Consider the following 14,300-nt stretch of genomic DNA (forward strand, 5'->3'; position numbering starts at 1 on the left):
GACTACAGGAGCGCCCCATGTCCGAGACCGGCTATCAGGTTCTTGCCAGAAAATACCGCCCCGCCACCTTCGCCGATCTGATCGGACAGGAGGATATGGTCCGCACGCTGAAGAACGCCTTTGCCGCGGACCGGATCGCGCATGCCTTCATCATGACCGGGGTGCGCGGGGTGGGCAAAACGACCACCGCGCGGATCATCGCCAAGGGGCTGAACTGCACCGGCGTCGATGGCAAGGGCGGGCCGACCACCGAGCCCTGCCTGCAATGCGAAAACTGCCGCGCCATCGCCGAAGGCCGCCATGTCGATGTGATCGAGATGGACGGCGCCTCGCAGACCAAGGTCGATGACATCCGCAACAACGTGCTGGATTCGGTCCATTACGCGCCGACCTCCGCGCGCTATAAGGTCTATATCATCGACGAAGTGCACATGCTGTCGAACTCGGCCTTCAACGCGCTGCTGAAGACGCTGGAGGAACCCCCCGCGCATGTGAAATTCATCTTCGCCACCACCGAAATCCGCAAGGTGCCGGTGACGGTGCTGTCGCGCTGCCAGCGGTTCGACCTGCGCCGGATCGAGCCCGAGGTGATGATGGCCCATCTGGCGAAGATCGCGGGGCTTGAGGGCGCGCAGATCGCGGCGGACGCGCTGGCGCTGATCACCCGCGCGGCGGAGGGCTCGGTGCGCGATGCGATGTCGCTTCTGGATCAGGCGATCGCCCATGGCGCGGGGGAAACGACGGCGGATCAGGTCCGGGCGATGCTGGGGCTCGCGGATCGGGGCCGGGTTCTCGACCTGTTCGACATGGTGCTGAAGGGCGATGCGGCGGGCGCGCTGACGGAATTGTCCGGCCAGTATTCGGATGGCGCGGACCCGATCGCGGTGCTGCGCGATCTGGCGGAAATCACCCATTGGGTTTCGGTAATCAAGATCACGCCCGAGGCCGCCGACGACCCCACCGTGCCGCCCGAGGAACGCACCCGGGGGCAGGCGATGGCGGCGGCGATCCCGATGCGGGTTCTGTCGCGGCTGTGGCAGATGCTGCTCAAGGCGATCGAGGAGGTTTCGGCCGCGCCCAATGCGATGATGGCGGCGGAGATGGCGCTGATCCGGATGACCCATGTCGCCGACCTGCCAGACCCGGAAACCCTGATGCGCCGGATCCAGCAGGGCGGCGCCTCCGCGCGCGGCACGCCCGCGCCCGGCGGTGGCGCACCGGCGACGACGCGGGCGATGCTGAACGGGCCGTCGCTGCATGTCACGCCCTCGGGCGCGGCGGTGGCGGTTGCGGTGGCGCCCGGTGCGCTCGCCGCCTATGCGACGTTCGAGGATGTCGTGGCGCTGATCCGGCGGATGCGCGATGTGAAGCTGTTGGTGGATGTGGAGAACGGCGTGAAGCTCGCCGCCTATTCCCCCGGCCGGATCGAATTCGAGCCCGCCCCCGGCGCGCCGCGCGACCTTGCGGCGACGTTGCAGCAGCGGTTGCAGGGCTGGACCGGCAGCCGCTGGGGCGTGTCGATCGTGAACGCGGGCGGCGCCCCCACCATCGCCGCCCTGCGCGACGCCGACCGGCTTGCGGCGGAGGCCGAGGCGCGCAGCGCGAACCCCGTGGTGCAGGCGATCTTTGCCGCCTTCCCCGAGGCGCAGTTCGAGGACATTACCCTCGCCCGCGACATCGTTCAGGAACAGGCGCAGGAGGCGCTGCCCGAGGTCGAGGACGAGTGGGATCCTTTCGAGGACGGTTAAGGAGAAGAGAATGTTCAAGGGTTTGGGCCAATTGGGCGACATGGCCAAGATGATGAAGGCCGCGAAGGAGATGCAGGAGCGGATGGCGACCCTGCAAGAAGACCTCGGCCGGATCGTGGTGACCGGCGAGGCCGGGGCGGGTCTGGTTCAGGCGCGGGCCACCGCGCGGGGCGAGCTGACGGGGCTGAACATCGACCCGTCGATCCTCGTCGCCTCGGAAAAGGAAATCGTCGAGGATCTGATCCTTGCCGCGATCAAGGATGCGCAGGGCCGCGCCGCCATCCGCGCGCAGGACGAACAGCGCAAGCTGCTCTCCGAACTCGGCCTGCCCGCCGACATGAACCTGCCGCCGCTCTGAATGGACGGACGGGACGAGATCGAGGGGCTGATCGCGCTGATGGCGCGGTTGCCGGGGCTGGGTCCGCGCTCGGCCCGGCGCGCGGTGCTGCATCTGCTGCGCAAGCGGGTGCAGGTGATGGCGCCCCTGGCCGCGGCGATGGGGGCGGTGGCGGAACATGCGCGCGACTGTCCTGTCTGTGGCAATATCTCGACCGGCGAGATTTGCGCGATCTGCGCCGATCCGGATCGGGCGACCGGCGAAATCTGCGTGGTCGAGGATATTGCCGACCTCTGGGCGATGGAGCGCGGGCATGCCTTCAAGGGCCGCTATCACGTTCTGGGCGGGGTGCTTTCGGCGCTGGATGCGGTCGGGCCGGAGGAACTCGGCATTCCCCGGCTGATCGACCGGATCCGGGCGGAGGACATCCGCGAGGTGATCCTCGCGCTCAACGCCACGGTCGAGGGCCAGACCACCGCGCATTATATCGCCGAGGCGCTGGAACCCACCGGCGTGCGCATCACCACACTGGCGCAGGGCGTGCCGATCGGCGGCGAACTCGACTACCTCGACGACGGCACGATTTCGGCGGCGCTGCGCGCGCGCAGGTCGCTCTGATGGCGACGGCGCCGGAAACCGCGGATTTCCTGCTGGAACAACTGGGCGGGCGGGTGCGGCTGCACCGGATGTTCGGCGAATATGCGGTGAAGGACGGGGCGAAGACGCTCGCGCTTTTGTGTGACGATGCTCTCTTTGTGCGGCAACTGCCGGAGGTGACGGCCTTTCTGCCCGATCCGGTGGCGGGCCAGCCCTATCCGGGCGCGAAACCCTGGTGGCGGATCGACCCCGACGCCTGGGAGGATGCCGATTGGCTGCGCGACCTGATCGCGCTCTTGGCCGAGGTGATCCCGGAACCGGCGCCAAAGGGCCGACGGCGGCGCGATTAACCTTCCGGCATTGATCCCCTGCCCCGCCGGGGGTATCACGGGGCAAATCTCCGCAGCCAGGGAAGACCGATGAACCGCCTGTATCACGTCGCGCTTTCACCCTTTTGCCGGAAGGTGCGCCTGACGCTGGCAGAGAAGAAGATCGAGGTCGAGCTGATCGAGGAAAAGCCCTGGGATCCCTCGCCCGATTTTCTGCGCCGCAATCCGGCGGGCAAGGTGCCGGTGCTTCGGATGGGCAATCTGACGATGCCCGAAAGCCAGGCGATCTGCGAATATGTCGAGGAAACCCACCCCAACCCGCCGCTGATGCCGCGCGACCCCGAAGGCCGCTACGAGGTCCGGCGCCTGTGCGGCTGGTTCGACGACAAGTTCAACGCCGAGGTCACCCGCAAGATCATGGGCGAGCGGGTCTGGAAACGGGTGATGAAGAAGGGCTACCCCGACAGCAAAACGGTGAAGGAGGGCCTCACCGCGATCAAGTTCCACATCGACTACATGGGCTGGCTGCTGGATCAGCGGCGCTGGCTGGCGGGCGATGTGATGACGCTGGCCGATTTTACCGCCGCCGCGCATCTGAGCTGCCTCGACTATATTTCCGATGTGGATTGGGATCGGTCGGCGACGGTGAAGGACTGGTATGCCAAGATCAAGTCGCGGCCTGCGTTCCGCTCGCTGCTGGCGGATCAACTGCCCGGCATGCCCCCCGCGCCGCAATATGCGGAACTCGATTTCTAGGTTGACTTCGGCGGGATTCGCCCTCTTTTCCCCGACAGGCCGGGGGTATGTGCGTGCAGGATCTGAAATCAGCCTTGGAGCGGCAGGCCCTGGCCGAGGGCTTCGCCAAGATGCGCGTGACCCGGCCCGATGCGATCCCCGAGGCGATGGACCGGCTGCGCGCCTTTCTGGAGGCCGGGATGCACGGCCAGATGGCGTGGATGGCCGACCGAGCGCATTGGCGGGGCGACCCGGCGGCGCTCTGGCCCGAGGCGCGTTCGGTGATCATGCTGGCCGAATCCTATGCGCCCGAGACCGATCCGCGCGCGGCGACCCGGCTGCCTGACCGGGGCGCGATCAGCGTCTATGCGCAGGGCAAGGATTATCATGACCTGGTGAAACGGCGGCTGAAACGGGTCGGGCGCTGGCTTCTGGACGAAGCGCGGCGGCGCGGCCTGCCCGGCGAGATCAAGGTCTTCGTCGATACCGCCCCGGTGATGGAAAAGCCGCTGGCACAGGCGGCGGGCCTTGGCTGGCAGGGCAAGCATACCAATGTGCTGGCGCGCGATCTGGGCAACTGGTTCTTTCTGGGCGCGATCTTCAGCACGCTGGACCTGCCCGCCGACGCGCCGGAGGTCAGCCATTGCGGCTCCTGCCGGGCCTGCCTGACGGCCTGCCCCACCGATGCGTTTCCGGCGCCCTACCGGCTGGATGCGCGGCGCTGTATTTCCTACCTGACGATCGAGCACCACGGGCCGGTGGATCCGGAGCTGCGCCCGCTTCTGGGCAACCGGATCTATGGCTGCGACGATTGTCTCGCCGCCTGTCCGTGGAACAAATTCGCGGTCGAGGCGCGCGACATCGGCTATTCCGCCCGCCACGGCAGCCCGCCGCTCGCCGAACTCGCGGCGCTGGACGATGCCGCCTTCCGCGCGCGCTTTGCCGGATCGCCGATCAAACGGATCGGGCGCGACCGGATGGTGCGCAACGTGCTTTACGCCATCGGAAATTCGGGGGATGCGGCGCTGACCCCTGCCGCCCGCGCGCTGTGCGAAGACCCCGACCCGACCGTTGCCGAAGCGGCCCGGTGGGCGCTATACCGGCTGGGCATTGATCCTGAAGCGTGAGCCATGACCCCGGACGCCCCGCCCTCGACCGCCACCGGCATCGCGCTGAAACTCGCCTCCGTCGTCGCCTTCACGGTGATGGCGGCGATGCTGAAATCCGTCTCCGGCAGAGTGCCACCGGGGGAAATGGTGTTCTTCCGCTCGGCCTTCGGCATCCTGCCGATCGTGATCTGGCTGGCCGTGACGCATGAACTGTCCGGCGGGATGCGGGTGCAAAAGCCGTTCGCCCATATCCTGCGGGGCGTGATCGGCACCACCTCGATGGCGCTCGGCTTCGCCGCGCTGGCCTATCTGCCGCTGCCCGAAGCGACGGCGATCGGCTATGCGGCGCCGATCCTGACGGTGATCTTCGCCGCGCTGCTACTGGGCGAGCGGGTGCGGCTGGTGCGCTCCTCGGCGGTGGTGCTGGGCATGGTGGGGGTGCTGATCGTGCTCTGGCCGCAGATCGGCGGCCATGCCGGGCGGTCGGAGATGATCGGCGCGGCGCTCGCCCTTGGCGGGGCCTGCTGCACCGGGCTGGTGATGATCCAGATCCGCCGCATGGTGGCGACCGAGCGGACCTCGGCCATCGTGTTCTGGTTTTCCCTCACCGCGACGATGATGGCACTGTTCACGCTCCCCTTCGGCTGGGTGATGCCGACGGCGCGGGAGGCGATGCTGCTGATCGGCGCGGGGCTGATCGGCGGGACGTCGCAGATCCTGATGACCGCAGCCTATCGCCATGCCGATGCCTCGGTGGTTGCGCCGTTTGAATATGCCTCGATCGTGGTGGCGCTGATCCTGGGCTATACCGTCTTCGGCCAGACGCCCGCCGTCACCACGCTGATCGGCGCGGCGGTGGTGATCGCGGCGGGGGTGCTGATCATCTGGCGCGAGGGACAGCTCGGCCTCGAACGGCGCCAGCGCAAGGCCACCACCCCGCACGGATAGGCAGCTTCCGGCCCGCGACGGAACGCCGGGGTGAAAAAGGTCCGATTCGGTGCTATACAGGAGCATGGACACCAGAAGGAGGCTGCCATGTCCCGACACATCATCGACCGCGCCGCGCCGAAGGCCGAGGGATCGCGCGTGAAGCATTTCCTCGAACTGGCCCGGAAGGAGGGGATCCATCCGGCGATCCTTGGCCTGAATCAGCGGCCCGTGGCCCGCACCGCGCGCAAGGTGGAGGAATTCCTGCGCATCGACCGGCTCGAACGCCCCGCTACCTGACTGAGCCAAAGAAAAACGCGCCCCGCGGGGCGCGTTTGTATTCCGGCCTCAGGCCCGGACGTGCTTTTCGTAGGTCTCGGCCAGATCGAGCGTCATCTTGCCGATCTCGAACGTATAGGGGCCGATTTCGCCGACCGGGGTCACTTCCGCCGCGGTGCCGGTGAGGAAGCATTGCTCGAACCCTTCCAGCTCGAACGGCTCGATATGGCGTTCCCAGACGCGGATGCCCTTTTGCTTCGCCAGTTCGATCACCGTCTGCCGGGTGATGCCGTTCAGGAAGGCATCCGGCAGCGGCGTGTGGATTTCCCCGTCCTTGACAAAGAAGATGTTCGCGCCGGTCGCCTCGGCCACATAGCCGCGATAATCCATGAACAGCGCATCCGAGCAGCCCTTCGCCTGCGCTGCGTGCTTCGACATGGTGCAGATCATGTAAAGCCCCGCCGCCTTCGCTGCCGAAGGAATGGTTTCCGGCGAGGGCCGCTTCCATTTCGAGATGTCGAGCTTCGCGCCCTTGGTCTTGGCGTCGCCGTAATAGGCGCCCCATTCCCAGCCCGCCACCGCGAGCCGCACCGGGTTGCCCACCGCCGAGACACCCATTTCATCGCCCGCACCCCGGAAGGCCACGGCGCGCACATAGGCATTGGTCCAGCCGTTCGCCTTCAGCATGTCGTATTTCGCCTTTTCGATCTCCTCGACCGAATAGGGGATCTCCATGTCGAGAAGCTCCGCCGACCGGCGCAGGCGCTTCGCATGCTCGACGCCCTTGAAGATCTTGCCGTTGTAGCAGCGCTCGCCCTCGAACACGGAGGAGGCATAATGCAGCGCATGGGTCAGGATATGCACCTGCGCCTTGCGCCACTCCACCAGCGTGCCATCCATCCAGATGAACCCGTCACGATCTTCATACGACCCGGCCATTTCCGTCTCCTTCCGGTATTTTTCCATATGTTGCGCCCAAAATGGCCAAACAGGTCATAAAGTTGCGCGAAAGATGGGCTTCGGTAACAATTGATTCTTGGAAAGTCAACAACGCTGCCCTAAAATCGCGAAAAAGCGAGGAAGGTTACAATGGCAGATACGGGCACGCAGGGCGGCGAGACGCTCCTGTTCCTGACCGACGAGCAGCTGCGGCGCGGGATCGAGGCGATGTTCTTCGCCTATCGCGGCTTCACCGCCGATCCGGACCGCATTCTGGAGAAATACGGCTATGGCCGGGCGCATCACCGCGCGATCCACTTCATCAACCGCGAGCCGGGCCTGACGGTGACGACGCTCTTGTCGGTGCTGGGGGTGACGAAGCAGTCGCTCAACCGGGTGCTGCGGACGCTGATCGAGGACGGGCTGGTCGAAAGCCGCGTCGGCCGGCGCGACAAGCGGGCACGGCACCTGCACCTCACCGGCAAGGGCGAGGCGCTGGAGCGCGAACTGTCCGAGGCGCAGCGCGCCCGGATGCGCGGCGCCTACCGGGCCGCCGGGGCGCAGGCGGTGGCTGGCTTCCGCCAGGTTCTGGAACATATGATGGATCCGGACATGCGCCGCCACTACCAGATGCTGAAGGATCAGCCGTGATGGACCCGACCGCCCCCCACCTCCTGATCGTCGATGACGATGAACGCATCCGTGGCCTGTTGCAGAAGTTCCTGGCCCGGAACGGTTTTCTGGTTACCGCCGCGCGCGACGCCGCCCATGCGCGCAAGCTGCTCTCGGGGCTGGACTTCAGCCTGATCGTGCTCGACGTGATGATGCCCGGCGAGGACGGGCTGAGCCTGACGCGCGACCTGCGCAAACGGTTGAAGACGCCGATCCTGCTGCTCACCGCGCGCGGCGAGACGCGCGAGCGGATCGAGGGGCTGGAGGCCGGGGCGGATGACTATCTGCCGAAGCCGTTCGAGCCGAAGGAACTCTTGCTGCGGATCAACGCGATCCTGCGCCGCGTGCCCTCGGAGGTGCAGACCGGGCCGAAATACCTGAGCCTCGGGCCGCTGCGCTACGATCAGGAACGCGGCGAGCTGTGGCAGGGCGAAAGCCCGGTGCGCCTGACGGCAACCGAGGTCGCGCTGATGAAGATCTTCGCCGCCCGCGCCGGAGAGGTCGTCAGCCGCACCGATCTGATCGAGGAACTGGGCCGCGACCGCACCGCGCCCGAGGATACCGGCGACCGGGCGGTGGATGTGCAGATCACGCGCCTGCGCCGCAAGATCGAGCCCGACCCGCGCGAGCCGCGCTATTTGCAGACGGTGCGCGGGCTGGGCTACATGCTCGCCCCCGACTGATGCTGCGCGGCAGCGCCGAATTGCCGCGCGGCGGCACCGCGACGGATCGACGCAAGCCCGAAAATCCCAACGATTCCGCGGTTCCGCCGCATTTTGGCGGCTGGACTGACAAAATCGTGATTGTTACAAATTCAGAATGATCGGCGGCACGAAAGTGTGGCCCGTCACGTCGTATGGCCCGGTTTCCGGGCAGGGAAGGAGTACATTCGTGTCCCACGCAGAAGACGCAGGCACCCGGAGGGATTTCCTCTACTACGCAACGGCGGGCACCGGGGCGGTGGCCGCGGGCGCGGCCGTCTGGCCGCTTGTCAACCAGATGAACGCTTCGGCGGACGTCAAGGCGCTGGCCTCGATCTATGTCGATGTCTCCGGCGTCGAGACGGGCACCCAGCTGACCGTGAAATGGCGCGGCAAGCCCGTGTTCATCCGCCGCCGCACCCAGGCGGAGATCGACGCGGCCCGCGCGGTCGATGTCTCGACCCTGACCGATACTTCGGCGGAGAACGAGAACAAGCCGGGCGCGGATGCCGCCGACCAGAACCGCACGCTGGACGAAGCGGGCGAATGGCTGGTGATGATGGGGGTGTGTACGCACCTCGGCTGTGTGCCGCTGGGCGATGGCGCGGGCGATTTCGGCGGCTGGTTCTGCCCCTGCCACGGCTCGCACTACGATACCGCCGGACGGATCCGCAAGGGCCCCGCGCCGCGCAACCTCGACATCCCGGTGGCGAAGTTCACCGACGACACCACCATCCTGCTGGGTTGAGGAGCCGCGCATGTCTGGAATTCCCCACGACCATTACGAACCCAAGACCGGCATCGAAAAATGGCTGCATTCGCGGCTGCCCGTCGTTGCGCTGATCTATGACATGATCATGATCCCCACCCCCAAGAACCTGAACTGGTGGTGGATCTGGGGCATCGTGCTGGCCTTCTGCCTGGGCCTGCAAATCGTCACCGGCATCGTTCTGGTGATGCACTACACGCCGCATGTCGATCTGGCCTTCGCCTCGGTCGAACATATCATGCGCGATGTGAATGGCGGCTACGCGCTGCGCTACATCCATGCGAACGGCGCCTCGCTGTTCTTCGTCGCGGTCTATATCCACATCTTCCGCGGCCTCTACTACGGCTCCTACAAGGCACCGCGCGAAATCACCTGGATCGTCGGCATGATCATCTACCTGATGATGATGGGCACGGCCTTCATGGGCTATGTGCTGCCCTGGGGGCAGATGTCGTTCTGGGGCGCCACGGTGATCACCGGCCTCTTCGGCGCGATCCCCGGCATCGGGCCGGCGATTCAGGCCTGGCTGCTGGGCGGGCCGGCGGTGGACAATGCCACGCTGAACCGCTTCTTCTCGCTGCACTACCTGCTGCCCTTCGTGATCGCCGCGCTGGTGCTGGTGCATATCTGGGCCTTCCACACCACCGGCAACAACAACCCCACCGGGGTCGAGGTGCGCCGCGACACGAAGGAGAACGCGAAGAAGGACACCCTGCCCTTCTGGCCCTATTTCGTGATCAAGGATCTGTTCGCGCTGGCGCTGGTGGTTCTGGTGTTCTTCGCGGTCGTCGGCTTCATGCCGAACTACCTCGGCCACCCGGACAACTACATCGAGGCGAACCCGCTCGCGACGCCCGCGCATATCGTGCCGGAATGGTATTTCCTGCCGTTCTACGCGATCCTGCGCGCCTTCACCGCCGATGTCTGGGTGGTGATGCTGGTGCAATGGGTGACCTTCGGCATCGTCGACGCAAAGTTCTTCGGCGTCATCGCGATGTTCGGCGCGATCGCGGTCATGGCGCTGGCGCCTTGGCTCGATACGTCGAAGGTCCGTTCGGGGCAGTTCCGCCCGGTGTTCAAATGGTGGTTCTGGCTGCTGGCGCTCGATTTCATCGTGCTGATGTGGGTGGGCGCCATGCCGACGGAGTTCCCCTATGACTGGATCTCGCTGATCGGCGCCACCTACTGGTTCGCCTATTTCCTGGTGATCCTTCCGGTGCTGGGCCTCGTCGAAAAACCGCTGACTCCGCCGGCGACGATCGAGGAGGACTTCGACAACCACTACGGCACCCCGGCGGAATGAGGACGAGGACGATGAAAAAGCTTCTGATCACGGCCCTGTCCGCCTGCCTGCTGTCGGCCCCCGTCATGGCGGCCGAGAGTGCGGCCCATGTCGAGGACTTCGCCTTCTCCTTCGAGGGCCCCTTCGGCACCTTCGACCAGCAGCAGCTGCGCCGCGGCTTTCAGGTCTATCGGGAGGTTTGTTCCTCCTGCCACGGCCTGAAATTCGTCGCGATCCGGTCGCTGGCGGACGAAGGCGGTCCGCAGATGGATCCGGACTGGGTGCGCGCCTTTGCGGCCGAACTCGACCCGGCGATCGACAAGGACACCGGCGAGGAACGTCCGCGCAAGGAAACCGACCATTTCCCCGCCCGCTCGGGCGATGGCATGGGCCCGGACCTGAGCCTGATGGCGAAGGCGCGGGCGGGCTTCCATGGGCCTTACGGCTCCGGCCTGAACCAGCTGTTCCGCGGCATCGGCGGGCCGGAATACATCCACGCGCTGCTGACCCACTTCACCGAGGAAACCAAGGAAGAAGCGGGCGCGACCTATTACGAGAACCCGATCTTCTCGACCGGGTGGATCTCGATGGCGCCGCCGCTGTCCGAGGACATCATCGAATACGAGGATGGCACCCCGGCCACGGTCGAGCAGATGGCGGAAGATGTCTCGGCCTTCCTGATGTGGACGGCGGAACCGAAGATGATGGCGCGCAAGCAGATGGGCTTTACCGCCGTGCTGCTGCTCAGCCTGCTGACGGTGCTGCTCTACCTGACGAACAAGCGGCTCTGGGCGCCCTACAAGGGCAAGCACAACCCCAACGCCTGACGGAAACGCGCCCTTCGGGGCGCGTTTTCATTTCCGCCGGGGCCGCGCCGCCGATGCTGCCCGGCATCCCGGGGGATGCGACTCACGCACCGGGGCCGCGCGGATCCAATCCCTGCTCATCGGGCAGGCAGAACATTCGGATGCGAGCACCGGGGCCGCGCCCTGCCCTATCCGGGATTGATCCAACAGATGGAGCGCGGTGCCCCAATTGCACTGCCCCCGGCCGCAGCCAGCAGCGTCTTTTGGCCGACACCCGCCGGGCGGCGAACCGCGCGCCTTGTCCGGCTCAAAGCCCCGCGCCGCGGCGCATCTCGATCACCGAACCGATGTGGCGGCGGATGACCGCGACCGTCTCGGCGATCTGCGCCTCCGACAGGCCACCCGCCGGAGCAAGGAGCGAAATCGCCGCCTCGTTGTTGAACAATTGCGGCATTTCCGCCGGAACCGAAATCGTCAGGTTCGCCCCCGCCATCGTCTGCCGGGTGCCGATGACATAGCCCAGCCGGTGATAATCCGCGATTTCGGCCCGCACCTGATCGGGCGTCACGCCCCAGCTTTCCATCCGCGGTGCGTTGATTTCCAGCACGCGTTCCCGCGCCGATGCCTCCATCATCGCCAGCACGCAGACCCCGGCCAGCCCGACGCCCAGCGGCAGCCGCCCGCCCACGCCATCGACGAAGGGCTGCACGTTCATCGCCCCGGTCTGAAAATCGAGGCAGACCGAATCCAGCCCCGCCCGCGCCATCAGGAAGGTCGAGAGCCCCGTCTCCGCCGTGATCGAAATCAGCGCCGGGCGGAACAGGCCGATCATCTCCTGGACCGAAACCGAGCGGTTCGCCAGCGCATAGATCGCCGGGCCCAGCCGGTAGTTGCCGCGCCGCCCCGGCTGATCGACGAAGCCGAAATTCGCCAGCGCCACCAAGGCCCGATGCACGGCGGCCTTCGCATCCCCCGTCGCGCCCGACAGCGCGGCGAGGCTCATCCCCGCCGGGCCCGCCGCACCAAGGCTGAGCAGGATCTCGGCGGCGCGCTGCACGTTCGAGGAGGATTTCTTGTCCACGGTCCGACTTTCGGAATTCATGCCGGTATCTGGCCGCGCGGGGCCGCAAAGTCAACCGCGCGGCCCCGGGATCAGAACCGTCCCTCGCGCAGGTCGCGCGCAGCGGCCTCGGGCGCGCGCTGTGCCGCCGGGCCGTAGCCGCCCGCGCCGGGGGTGACGATTTCCAGCACATCGCCCGGCTTCAGATCGACCGACCCGTCGTCAAACGTGCCCTCGACCCCGTTCAGGCTGAACCGGCCATTCGCGCCCGGCCCGCCCCCGGCAAGGCCCCAGGGCTTCGAGATCAGCCGCGAGCCCATCACCTGCACCCGGCATTCCGCTTCGGCCCGATAGACCCGGCGCAGACCCATGCCGCCGACGAACCGTCCCCGCCCGCCGGAGCCATTCACCAGTTCATAGCGCAACAGCGTGATCGGATATTCGTTCTCCAGCGCCTCCACCGGCAGGTTCGAAGTGTTGGTCATATGCACATGCACGCCATCCAGCCCGTCCTTGTTGTGCCGCGCGCCGAAGCCGCCGCCGATCGTCTCCAGATAGACCCAGAGCGACCTGTCCGCCCGCGTGCCGTTGAAGCTCGCCACCGCGACGGAGCCGTTCGAGGCCGCCGTGACCCGTTCCGGCACCACCCGCGCAAAGGCGCCATGGATCAGGTCCACCACGCGCTGACAGGCGGTGATCCGGCCATCCACCGCCGCCGGATGCGCGCAGTTCAGGATCGAGCCCTCCCGCGCCGTCACATGCAGCGGCCGCGCCAGCCCGGCATTGGGCAGGACGGTCGGATCCACCACCGTCTTCACCGCGTAATAAACCGTTGCCAACAATGCGGTGCGCACCACGTTCAGCCCGGCGCGGACCTGCGGCGGGGCGTCGATGTCGATGAACAGCTCCTCCCCCGCCACGCGCACCGTCGCGCTGAATTCCAGCTCGCCGCGCAGGGCCTCGGAATCGAACCGGTCGGAAAAGGCATAGGTGCCATCCGGGATCGCCGCGATCCCCGCGCGCATCTTGCGTTCGGCATAGTCCATCAGTTCGGCGCCCGCCGCCAGAACCGTCTCGGTGCCGTATTTCCCACACAGTTCCTGCATCCGCGTCACGCCCAGACGGTTCGCCGCCATCTGCGCGCGCAGGTCCGACACCCGTTCATGCGGCACCTGACAGTTGAGCAGGAACATCCGCTGAATATCCGTCTGCAACACCCCTTCGCGATAGAGCCGCACCGGCGGGATCCGCAGACCCTCCTGATAGATATGCGCATGGCCCCGGTCGGCGAAGTCCGAATGATGCGCGGTGTTGATCGCCCAGCCGACCAGCGCGCCCTGAACGAAGATCGGCTCGGCCAGAACGATATCGGGCAGGTGGGTGCCGCCGCCCTCATAGGCGTCATTGCCCATGAACACATCGGCCGGGCGGATGTCGGCGGCGTCGAAATGGGCGAGGATATAGGGGATGAAGCCGATGAAGCTGCCCAGGTGCATCGGGATATGTTCCGCCTGACACAGCATCTGGCCGCTGGTGTCGAACAGCGCGGTGGAGCAGTCGCGCCGTTCCTTGATATTGGTCGAATAGCTCGCGCGGACCAGCGCCTCGCCCATTTCCTCGACGGTGGAGGCGAAGGCCGAGCCGATCACCTCGACCGTGATCGGATTCAGTTGCGTCGGGGCGGTCATTGGTCGGCCTCCAGGATGAGGTTGCGGTAGGCGTCCACGGTGGCGCGCATGCCGGGCGGCACGACGGTGGTGGAATCCATCTGGTCGATGATCGCGGGGCCGGGGACGATATTGCCCGGCCGCAGCAGATCGCGCTGATACAGTGCCGTTTCGACATGATCGCCCGCCTCCGGCATCCAGACCGGACGATGGCCGGTCACGGCGGCGCTGGCCTCCGGCCCCTCGATCGGTTCGGCGCGGAAATCGGCCTTCTGCACCAGACCGCTGACCCGCGCGGCGGGCGAGACGCTGGCCATCGTCGGCGAGAGCGGTTCGGGCAAGT

At 66.6% G+C, this 14,300-nt stretch carries 17 protein-coding genes; 13 read left to right on the forward strand and 4 right to left on the reverse strand.

Translation table 11 applies throughout. The features are described from left to right. Positions 1 to 17 precede the first annotated feature (17 nt). The 8 genes from QM789_RS02495 to QM789_RS02530 all read left to right on the forward strand — a co-directional run bounded on the left by QM789_RS02495 (position 18) and on the right by QM789_RS02530 (position 6,082). Positions 18 to 1,748 carry a DNA polymerase III subunit gamma/tau gene (locus tag QM789_RS02495; protein ID WP_420350382.1) on the forward strand — a complete coding sequence of 577 codons (1,731 nt, stop codon included), beginning with the start codon at positions 18 to 20 and terminating at the stop codon, positions 1,746 to 1,748. Positions 1,749 to 1,758: 10 nt separating this feature from the next. Then, positions 1,759 to 2,106, forward strand: a complete 348-nt coding sequence (locus QM789_RS02500) for a YbaB/EbfC family nucleoid-associated protein (RefSeq protein WP_420350383.1) — start codon at positions 1,759 to 1,761, stop codon at positions 2,104 to 2,106. Next, positions 2,107 to 2,703, forward strand: coding sequence for a recombination mediator RecR (gene recR / locus QM789_RS02505; RefSeq protein ID WP_420350384.1), 597 nt, complete (start codon positions 2,107 to 2,109; stop codon positions 2,701 to 2,703). Further along, positions 2,703 to 3,032 (forward strand): TfoX/Sxy family protein, encoded by a 330-nt coding sequence (locus QM789_RS02510; RefSeq protein WP_420350385.1) that lies wholly within the window; start codon positions 2,703 to 2,705, stop codon positions 3,030 to 3,032. The genes recR and QM789_RS02510 overlap by 1 nt, the downstream gene beginning before the upstream one ends. Before the next feature lie 69 nt (positions 3,033 to 3,101). After that, a complete protein-coding gene (locus tag QM789_RS02515; protein ID WP_420350386.1) occupies positions 3,102 to 3,767 on the forward strand; it encodes a glutathione S-transferase family protein in 666 nt (221 codons plus the stop codon). A gap of 53 nt (positions 3,768 to 3,820) precedes the next feature. Next, positions 3,821 to 4,873, forward strand: coding sequence for a tRNA epoxyqueuosine(34) reductase QueG (gene queG, locus QM789_RS02520; protein WP_420350387.1), 1,053 nt, complete (start codon positions 3,821 to 3,823; stop codon positions 4,871 to 4,873). Positions 4,874 to 4,876: 3 nt separating this feature from the next. After that, entirely contained in the window at positions 4,877 to 5,803 is a 927-nt protein-coding gene (locus QM789_RS02525; protein ID WP_420350388.1) for a DMT family transporter, read from the forward strand. Positions 5,804 to 5,890: 87 nt separating this feature from the next. Beyond that, the gene (locus QM789_RS02530) at positions 5,891 to 6,082 is read left to right on the forward strand and encodes a hypothetical protein (RefSeq protein ID WP_420350389.1); all 192 of its coding nucleotides are present in this window, start codon (positions 5,891 to 5,893) and stop codon (positions 6,080 to 6,082) included. 48 nt (positions 6,083 to 6,130) lie between these two features. Here the strand turns inward: QM789_RS02530 and QM789_RS02535 are convergent, their stop codons facing one another. After that, complete coding sequence (locus QM789_RS02535) at positions 6,131 to 7,000, reverse strand: branched-chain amino acid aminotransferase (RefSeq protein WP_420350390.1); 870 nt, start codon at positions 6,998 to 7,000, stop codon at positions 6,131 to 6,133. A gap of 150 nt (positions 7,001 to 7,150) precedes the next feature. Between QM789_RS02535 and QM789_RS02540 the strand changes: the two genes are divergently transcribed. The 5 genes from QM789_RS02540 (at position 7,151) to QM789_RS02560 (ending at position 11,251) form a co-directional block, all read left to right on the forward strand. After that, positions 7,151 to 7,651 (forward strand): MarR family winged helix-turn-helix transcriptional regulator, encoded by a 501-nt coding sequence (locus tag QM789_RS02540; RefSeq protein WP_420350391.1) that lies wholly within the window; start codon positions 7,151 to 7,153, stop codon positions 7,649 to 7,651. Then, the gene (locus QM789_RS02545; protein WP_420350392.1) at positions 7,651 to 8,355 is read left to right on the forward strand and encodes a response regulator; all 705 of its coding nucleotides are present in this window, start codon (positions 7,651 to 7,653) and stop codon (positions 8,353 to 8,355) included. Before QM789_RS02540 ends, QM789_RS02545 begins: the two co-directional genes overlap by 1 nt. 208 nt (positions 8,356 to 8,563) lie before the next feature. Then, positions 8,564 to 9,121, forward strand: a complete 558-nt coding sequence (gene petA / locus QM789_RS02550; protein ID WP_420350393.1) for a ubiquinol-cytochrome c reductase iron-sulfur subunit — start codon at positions 8,564 to 8,566, stop codon at positions 9,119 to 9,121. Positions 9,122 to 9,131: 10 nt separating this feature from the next. Next, the gene (petB, locus tag QM789_RS02555) at positions 9,132 to 10,445 is read left to right on the forward strand and encodes a cytochrome b (RefSeq protein WP_420350394.1); all 1,314 of its coding nucleotides are present in this window, start codon (positions 9,132 to 9,134) and stop codon (positions 10,443 to 10,445) included. 11 nt (positions 10,446 to 10,456) lie between these two features. Then, the gene (locus QM789_RS02560; protein ID WP_420350395.1) at positions 10,457 to 11,251 is read left to right on the forward strand and encodes a cytochrome c1; all 795 of its coding nucleotides are present in this window, start codon (positions 10,457 to 10,459) and stop codon (positions 11,249 to 11,251) included. Between the two features lie 286 nt (positions 11,252 to 11,537). On the opposite strand, the gene QM789_RS02565 is transcribed toward QM789_RS02560, so the two are convergent. From QM789_RS02565 to QM789_RS02575, 3 genes are read right to left on the reverse strand one after another with little or no spacing between them, the layout of a single operon-like run. Then, positions 11,538 to 12,332, reverse strand: coding sequence for an IclR family transcriptional regulator (locus QM789_RS02565; RefSeq protein WP_420350396.1), 795 nt, complete (start codon positions 12,330 to 12,332; stop codon positions 11,538 to 11,540). Positions 12,333 to 12,382: 50 nt separating this feature from the next. Continuing rightward, a complete protein-coding gene (locus tag QM789_RS02570) occupies positions 12,383 to 13,978 on the reverse strand; it encodes a hydantoinase B/oxoprolinase family protein (protein WP_420350397.1) in 1,596 nt (531 codons plus the stop codon). Next, positions 13,975 to 14,298: a hypothetical protein gene (locus tag QM789_RS02575; protein ID WP_420350398.1), complete on the reverse strand. Its 324-nt coding sequence runs from the start codon at positions 14,296 to 14,298 to the stop codon at positions 13,975 to 13,977. Before QM789_RS02575 ends, QM789_RS02570 begins: the two co-directional genes overlap by 4 nt. Positions 14,299 to 14,300: the final 2 nt, after the last annotated feature.

The sequence above is a fragment of the Paenirhodobacter sp. genome, from assembly GCF_047600745.1.
Taxonomy (GTDB): domain Bacteria; phylum Pseudomonadota; class Alphaproteobacteria; order Rhodobacterales; family Rhodobacteraceae; genus Rhodobacter.

Coding starts and splice junctions, on each gene's coding strand:
- QM789_RS02535 (WP_420350390.1), bottom strand. CDS start 7,000: ATGGCCGGGTCGTATGAAGATCGTGACGGGTTCATCTGGATGGATGGC.
- QM789_RS02515 (WP_420350386.1), top strand. CDS start 3,102: ATGAACCGCCTGTATCACGTCGCGCTTTCACCCTTTTGCCGGAAGGTG.
- QM789_RS02530 (WP_420350389.1), top strand. CDS start 5,891: ATGTCCCGACACATCATCGACCGCGCCGCGCCGAAGGCCGAGGGATCG.
- recR (WP_420350384.1), top strand. CDS start 2,107: ATGGACGGACGGGACGAGATCGAGGGGCTGATCGCGCTGATGGCGCGG.
- QM789_RS02560 (WP_420350395.1), top strand. CDS start 10,457: ATGAAAAAGCTTCTGATCACGGCCCTGTCCGCCTGCCTGCTGTCGGCC.
- QM789_RS02500 (WP_420350383.1), top strand. CDS start 1,759: ATGTTCAAGGGTTTGGGCCAATTGGGCGACATGGCCAAGATGATGAAG.
- QM789_RS02510 (WP_420350385.1), top strand. CDS start 2,703: ATGGCGACGGCGCCGGAAACCGCGGATTTCCTGCTGGAACAACTGGGC.
- petB (WP_420350394.1), top strand. CDS start 9,132: ATGTCTGGAATTCCCCACGACCATTACGAACCCAAGACCGGCATCGAA.
- QM789_RS02540 (WP_420350391.1), top strand. CDS start 7,151: ATGGCAGATACGGGCACGCAGGGCGGCGAGACGCTCCTGTTCCTGACC.
- QM789_RS02570 (WP_420350397.1), bottom strand. CDS start 13,978: ATGACCGCCCCGACGCAACTGAATCCGATCACGGTCGAGGTGATCGGC.
- QM789_RS02565 (WP_420350396.1), bottom strand. CDS start 12,332: ATGAATTCCGAAAGTCGGACCGTGGACAAGAAATCCTCCTCGAACGTG.
- QM789_RS02525 (WP_420350388.1), top strand. CDS start 4,877: ATGACCCCGGACGCCCCGCCCTCGACCGCCACCGGCATCGCGCTGAAA.
- QM789_RS02545 (WP_420350392.1), top strand. CDS start 7,651: ATGGACCCGACCGCCCCCCACCTCCTGATCGTCGATGACGATGAACGC.
- QM789_RS02495 (WP_420350382.1), top strand. CDS start 18: ATGTCCGAGACCGGCTATCAGGTTCTTGCCAGAAAATACCGCCCCGCC.